6 protein-coding genes and 1 pseudogene are annotated in these 5,819 nt (G+C 66.6%); 1 reads left to right on the top strand and 6 read right to left on the bottom strand.

Features of this window, described 5'->3' with window-relative positions; all coding sequences use genetic code 11:
• A pseudogene (locus ACO6D5_RS29340) lies at positions 1-131 on the top strand (ABC transporter ATP-binding protein); the annotation flags it as partial.
• A gap of 83 nt (positions 132-214) precedes the next feature.
• On the opposite strand, the gene ACO6D5_RS29335 reads toward ACO6D5_RS29340, so the two are convergent.
• The 6 genes from ACO6D5_RS29335 to ACO6D5_RS29310 form a co-directional block, all read right to left on the bottom strand.
• On the bottom strand, positions 215-880 hold the full coding sequence (locus ACO6D5_RS29335) for an aspartate/glutamate racemase family protein (protein ID WP_485827336.1): 666 nt from the start codon (positions 878-880) through the stop codon (positions 215-217).
• Between the two features lie 3 nt (positions 881-883).
• Positions 884-1,663, bottom strand: a complete 780-nt coding sequence (locus tag ACO6D5_RS29330) for an amino acid ABC transporter ATP-binding protein (RefSeq protein WP_485827335.1) — start codon at positions 1,661-1,663, stop codon at positions 884-886.
• Between the two features lie 2 nt (positions 1,664-1,665).
• The gene (locus ACO6D5_RS29325; protein WP_088588995.1) at positions 1,666-2,457 is read right to left on the bottom strand and encodes an amino acid ABC transporter permease; all 792 of its coding nucleotides are present in this window, start codon (positions 2,455-2,457) and stop codon (positions 1,666-1,668) included.
• A 10-nt stretch (positions 2,458-2,467) separates the two neighbouring features.
• Positions 2,468-3,313: a transporter substrate-binding domain-containing protein gene (locus tag ACO6D5_RS29320; RefSeq protein ID WP_485827334.1), complete on the bottom strand. Its 846-nt coding sequence runs from the start codon at positions 3,311-3,313 to the stop codon at positions 2,468-2,470.
• Positions 3,314-3,340: 27 nt separating this feature from the next.
• On the bottom strand, positions 3,341-4,588 hold the full coding sequence (locus tag ACO6D5_RS29315) for an NAD(P)/FAD-dependent oxidoreductase (protein WP_485827333.1): 1,248 nt from the start codon (positions 4,586-4,588) through the stop codon (positions 3,341-3,343).
• Between the two features lie 82 nt (positions 4,589-4,670).
• Positions 4,671-5,819: flavin monoamine oxidase family protein (locus ACO6D5_RS29310; RefSeq protein WP_485827332.1), on the bottom strand; the 1,149-nt coding region annotated here is incomplete at its 5' end.

Here is a 5,819-nt window from a genome sequence, read left to right as displayed (position 1 = left end):
TGCATCAAGGCCAGGTGGTGCTGGACGTGTCCGGCGACGAGCGCCGCGGCATGGATGTGCCGGACCTGCTGGCCATGTTCGAACGCGTGCGTGGCGAAAAGCTGTCAGACGACGCGCTGTTGCTGGGCTGATTCCGTCCGCTTCAAGCAAAAGCGCGCGGCCCCAAAAGGCCGCGCGCTTTTTTTGCGTCGCGGGGCAGGGCGGCGTCGCCGGCTCAGGGCAGGCCGCGCCACCGCGCCAGAAGCAGTGTCTCGATGTCATGCACCGGCAGGCCGGTGGCCCGCGCGACGGCGTCGCGGTAGGGCGGCATGTTGGTGCACTCCAGCACGATGTTGCGCAGGCCGGGGGCGCGCGCGACCAGGCGCCGGGCGGCATCGACCACGTTGCGTTCGGCCTCGGCCAGATCCATCTCGAGGGCGTTCGCCAGGATGCGCGCATGCATTTCGCAGCCGGGCGCGAGGCCCTCGACGACCGCGCCGGGGGGAACGCCGACGGCATCCAGGATCGTGCGCGACAGCGACTGCGCATCAAAGGTGACGATGCCGACGCGTTCCAGGCCCTGGCATTGCAGCAGGCTGGAGGTGACGACCGGCACGGACACGGCCGCCTGCAGCGCCGCCTGGTACCTGGCCAGAAACCCGCAGCTGGTTGAAATCAGCTGGGCGCCCTGCGCGGCCAGCGCTACGGCCGCGTCCACGAAGGGCTGCAGGAAGGACGGGTCGGCGTCTTGCACGATCTTGCGCGGCGAGGCGCCTTGCACGGTGGCAAAGCGCACCGGGATGCCGGCGCGCGAGTAGGTCTCGCGGTTGCCGACGTCGCCCGGAGGTCGCGGAAAACGGGTGTCCAGCATCAGCACGCCCAGGAATCCAGTGGTGGGCATGGCTCAGCTTTCCAGGCCGGGCGCGCGGTTAAAGCGCGCCAGGAAGGCGCGGGTGGCCTCGTTCCGGGGGTTGCCGATCACGACATCGGGCGGGCCGGCTTCCGCCACGACGCCGTCGCGCATGAAGACCACCTGGTCCGCCACTTCCTTGGCGAAGCCGATTTCGTGCGTCACGAGGATCATGGTCATGCCGTCGCGGGCCAAGCCCTTGATGACGTTCAGCACTTCGCCCACCAGCTCGGGGTCCAGCGCCGACGTGGCCTCGTCGAACAGCATGACGGCTGGCTGCATCGCGAGCGCTCGGGCGATGGCCACGCGTTGCTTCTGGCCGCCCGACAGCTTGTCCGGAAAATAATCGGCGCGTTCCAGCAGGCCCACCTTGCCCAGCAGTTCGCGGGCCAGCGCCTCGGCTTCCTTTTTCGGCCGACGCAGCACGGTGACGGGACCTTCCATCACGTTTTGCAACGCGGTCATGTGCGGGAACAGGTTGAAGTGCTGGAACACCATGCCGGCCGATGCGCGAAAGCTGGCCAGCTTGCGTTCGCTGGGCAGCCGCGTGTTTGCGCCCTGGAAGGTCAGCGACTGGTTGCCTACCGTGATCTGGCCGCCGTCGGGGATCGTGAGCAGGTTGATGCAGCGGAGCAGGGTGGATTTGCCGGAGCCGGACGGGCCGATCAACGCCACGACCTGGCCCCGTTCGACTTGCAGGTTGATGTCCTTGAGCACTTCCTGATTGGCGAACGACTTGCGCAAGCCCTGGATGCTGATGATAGGGGGGCTCATGGTCATGCCTCTTTGCTGATGCCGCCGAATTCCAGCTTCTTGGCCCACATCGTGAACGGAAGCAGGATCACGAAATACGCGACTGCGATGAAGGTGTAGATCTCTAGCGGGCGGTACGTATCGTGGGCGATGACCTGGCCCTGGTAGAGCAGGTCCGGCACGGCCAGCACCGAGAGCAGCGACGTGTTCTTCAGCTGCATGATGGATTGGTTCATCAGCGGCGGCACCATCTTCTTGAAGGCCTGCGGCAGCACCACGCGGCGCAGCGCCTGCGAGGGCGTCATGCCCAGCGCCTTGGCGGCTTCGGTCTGTCCGGCATCGGTCGAAATGATGCCGCCGCGGATGATCTCTGAATAGAAGGCGCCACCGTACAGCGCCAGGCACAGCGTGGCCGCCATGACCGGCGACATTTCGATGCCGGTCACGACGGGCAGGGCGTAGTAGAACCAGACCAGCTGCACCAGGACCGGCGTGCAGCGGAACACTTCGATGTAAGCCCGAAGCGGCGCCGTGATGAACACGTTGCGCGACAGCCGCCCAAGCCCCGTCACAAGGCCGATCGCCAGGCCAAGGAACACGCAAAGGATGGTGAACAGGATCGTGTTCAGCACCCCGGTGGCGATCAGCTTGCGGTACTCCCAGAGCACGCTGAAATCCCAGTCGTAGTTGACGGCGTTTCCGGCGATGCTGTCCCATTTCTTGACGATCGCGAACAGCGCGATCGCGGCGACTGCGACAAAGAGCCACGTCGTCAGGCGGGAGCGAGAGGGAAGGGTTCCATTCTGGTCATTCATGGCGCAGGCCTTAGAACTTGATTTCGGGCGGGAAGGCCTCGGGCGGGACATTGGCGAGTTTCTGCATGTTGCCCAGGATCACGCCCCGCACTTCGTCTTTCGCGCGGATGTCGGCCAGCCAGGCGTTGACCGCCTTTTGCAGCGAGTCGTCGCCTTCCTTGCGCAGGCCGATACTGACGGGCGCGGTCTCCACCGGAGCGGGGATGCTCATCGTGCCGATGTTCGGGCGCTTTTCCAGCAGGGGCTTGGCCAGCAGCACCACCAGGATCTGGCAGTCGGCACGGCCCGAGGACAACGCCAGGGTGGCGGCGCCCGAGTTCTCCAGGCGCGTCACGTTCGCCTTCTGCAGCACGCGGGTGGCCAACTGGTCATGGCTGGAGCCCACGTCCACGACCACACGGGTTTCCGGCGTGTCCAGTTCGGCCCACGACTTGCCGACGAATCCCTTGCGGCAAACGGTGGTGTAGGTATTGTTGAACAGCGTGTCCGAGAAGTTCACCACTTCCTTGCGGGCCGGGGTGGGCGCCATGCCGAACATCAGGTCGATCTTGTTGGTCTGGACGTCCAGCACCGAGTTGCCCCAGGTGGTTTCCAGGTACTCGGTCTTGACCCCCAGGCGAGCCGCGAACATCTCGGCGAAATCGGGGCCGAAGCCTTCCCACTTGCCCGTATTCAGATTCTTGTTGAAATAGGGGATGGCGCCGGCGATGGCGCCGATGCGGATCGTCTTGGTGCGCATGATGCGCTCCATTGCCGTCTCGTTGGCGGACTGCGCCTGGGCGGCGCTCGGCAGGCCAAGACTGGCCAGGCTGGCCAGGGCAAGGACGGACGCCAGGAAACTACGTTTTGTGCTCATCGACTTCTCCTCAAAAGTGTGCGGGCTCTAGATGAAGCGGCCAGGGCGGAACGCCTGGTGGCGCGCTCGGCTGGTGGCGTCAAACATCAGTTCGCCCAGTATCTTCGCCGTTCCTGGCGCCGTGCTGAATCCGATATGTTGGTGGCCCAAGGCGAGCCACAAGCCAGGATGGCGCGGGGCTTCGCCGATCATCGGGCGGCTGTCTGGCAACGTGGGCCGCCGGCCCAGCCAGGCGGCCGGATCCAGTCGTTCGCCCAGCGGAAAGGCTTCGCGCGCACGCGCTTCAGACAAGTCCAGTTGCGCCGGCCTGGCCGGCGCGTCGCAGTCGTCCAGCTCGACGCCCGTCGTCAGGCGCAGGCCGCGTGCCATGGGCGACAGCACATAGCCGCCGCCGGTGTCGTAGACCGGACGCGAGACGCGCGCGCCGTTCAGGCCGCTGTAGTGCATGTGGTAGCCGCGTTCGAACGCCATGGGCAGATCGATGCCCGCGGTTTTCAGCAGGCTTTTGGACCATGGCCCCAGCGCCACGACCACTTGATCCGCGCGCAGCGATTCGGATCCCTGCGCGCCTTGCACCGTCCAGCCCTGGCCGTCGCGGCGGATGCTGCTGGCTGTCAAACACCTGAACGCGCCACCCGAGCGGCGGAACAAGTCGGCGTATGCCGCGACCACTTCATGCGGGTCGTCCACGGAATACGACCCCTGGATCCACAGCGCGCGATGAAAGATGGGCGCCAGCGCGGGTTCCAGCTCGGCCAGTTCGGCCGGAGCCAGCGCCTGGGTCGGAACCTGGAATTGCGCGTAGGCCCGGCGGGACAGTTCACCGCCATTCCACGCCTGTTCCGAGCGGTACAGGAATATCCATCCCGAGTCGCGCAGGCGATGCCGGGCGCCGCTGGCATCCAGCAGCCGCAGGTGTTCCGGCGCCGACAAGCGGATCAGCCCGTCCAGCGCCGCCGCGGTTTCCTGAAAGACCGCCGGCCGGGCGTTTAGCAGGAACCGCGTCGCCCAGCCCAGGTTCTTCGCCAGGTAGCCGCGGCGGTAGCGGAACTGGACGGTGTCGTTCTTGAGCAGCCGGGGCAGTTGGCGCCACAAGCCGGGATGGTTGAACGGCATCAGTGAGCTGCGCGCCAGGACGCCCGCGTTGCCCAGGGACGTTTCCATGCCGGGCTCCTGCCGGTCGACGAGGGTGACGGCGAGGCCCCGGCGCTGCAGTTCCAGCGCGCAACAGACACCCACAATGCCCGCTCCCAGGACAATGACGTGCTTTCCCATGTGTCGTTCTTTTAAGCGTCAAGGACGGGGATTGTATTGCAGCCCCTACATGGCGATGAAGCACAATTGTGCTAGGTGTCCGTCAGGCCGACGGGGGCTTTTCACCCAGAATGCGGCGGGCCGCCACGACGCCCCACCATGCCGCTTCTTCGAAGACGGAATACCCCGACAAGTCCGCATGCGCGAACAGGATCGGCCCGTCGACGTCCCGCAGCGCGGCCAGCCCGGGGTTGGAAAGATAGCCGCATAGCGGGGAGGCCATCGCGTGGCCCCGCACGGTGATGTCAAGCCGGCGCGCGTTGCGCCAGAACTCGCGGCCGTAAGCGGCGACGAGATCGGCGGCGGCTTCGTCGCGCAACGCTTGCGGGCTGGCCGTGGCCAGCCATTGCCGCGCGGCGTCAGGCGTCTGCCCGCTTAGCGCGTGATAGGCGGTGAATACCGTGCGCGGCGACCGGGTCACGCGCAGCAGTTGGTGCGTGGACACGACGTAGCCCAACGCCTGCCCCTGGTAGACCACGTTGTCCCAGGACAGCGGCTCGCCGGGCGCTTCCATCGGGTAGCCCTCCAGCACGAAATTCGACACCAGCCACGGCGCATGCGACGAGGCATGCACGGCAGGGTCATAGCCGTAAGCGCGGATGTCTGCCAGCAGGCGCTGGGCCACGAATAGCGGCATGGCGCAGACCGTGCGGCGGGACTGCACGGTGTAGGCGCCGGGCACGGGGGCGTCCGTCATGCAGGTCGTGAGCGGGCCGGCGGGCGTTTCCGTGACCCGGAGCGCGGTGCCGTCAAGCAGCCATCGGGTGTGCCCCAGCTTTTGGTTGATCGCATCGCGCATGCGGTCCGTCAGCGCGGCCAGCCCGCCGGGCCACGTCAGCACCGCGCCTTCGCCGGCGTTGGCCGCGTGGCCGTCGCGGCTGGCGAAGTAGTGCAGGCCGGCCCAGGCCGACACCACGTCGTACTGCGCGCCGTAGTCGTCGCGGCAGCAATAGTTCAGATACCAGTGCAGGGCGGGCGAGGTGTAGCCCTCGCGCTCCAGCCACTGCTTGAACGTCATCGCATCCAGCGCGCGCCATGCCGGGTCCTGCGACGACAGCACGATGGGAATGCTGAAGACCTTGCGGCCGTCGCTTCCGACTTGCGTATGCAGCCGGTCGATCAGCGCCAGGAACTGGCGGTGCTGCGCCACATCGGTCTCGGGCAGCCCGGTCATGGGCAGCAGCCCGTCTTC

It is taken from the genome of Achromobacter sp. (assembly GCF_057314935.1).
Note: the sequence above shows the minus strand (reverse complement) of the source record. Positions and strands in the feature narration are given on the sequence as shown.

Bases quoted from the DNA above. Each gene is read 5' to 3' on its own strand.
- ACO6D5_RS29330 (WP_485827335.1), bottom strand. From the start codon at position 1,663: ATGAGCCCCCCTATCATCAGCATCCAGGGCTTGCGCAAGTCGTTCGCC.
- ACO6D5_RS29335 (WP_485827336.1), bottom strand. From the start codon at position 880: ATGCCCACCACTGGATTCCTGGGCGTGCTGATGCTGGACACCCGTTTT.
- ACO6D5_RS29315 (WP_485827333.1), bottom strand. From the start codon at position 4,588: ATGGGAAAGCACGTCATTGTCCTGGGAGCGGGCATTGTGGGTGTCTGT.
- ACO6D5_RS29320 (WP_485827334.1), bottom strand. From the start codon at position 3,313: ATGAGCACAAAACGTAGTTTCCTGGCGTCCGTCCTTGCCCTGGCCAGC.
- ACO6D5_RS29325 (WP_088588995.1), bottom strand. From the start codon at position 2,457: ATGAATGACCAGAATGGAACCCTTCCCTCTCGCTCCCGCCTGACGACG.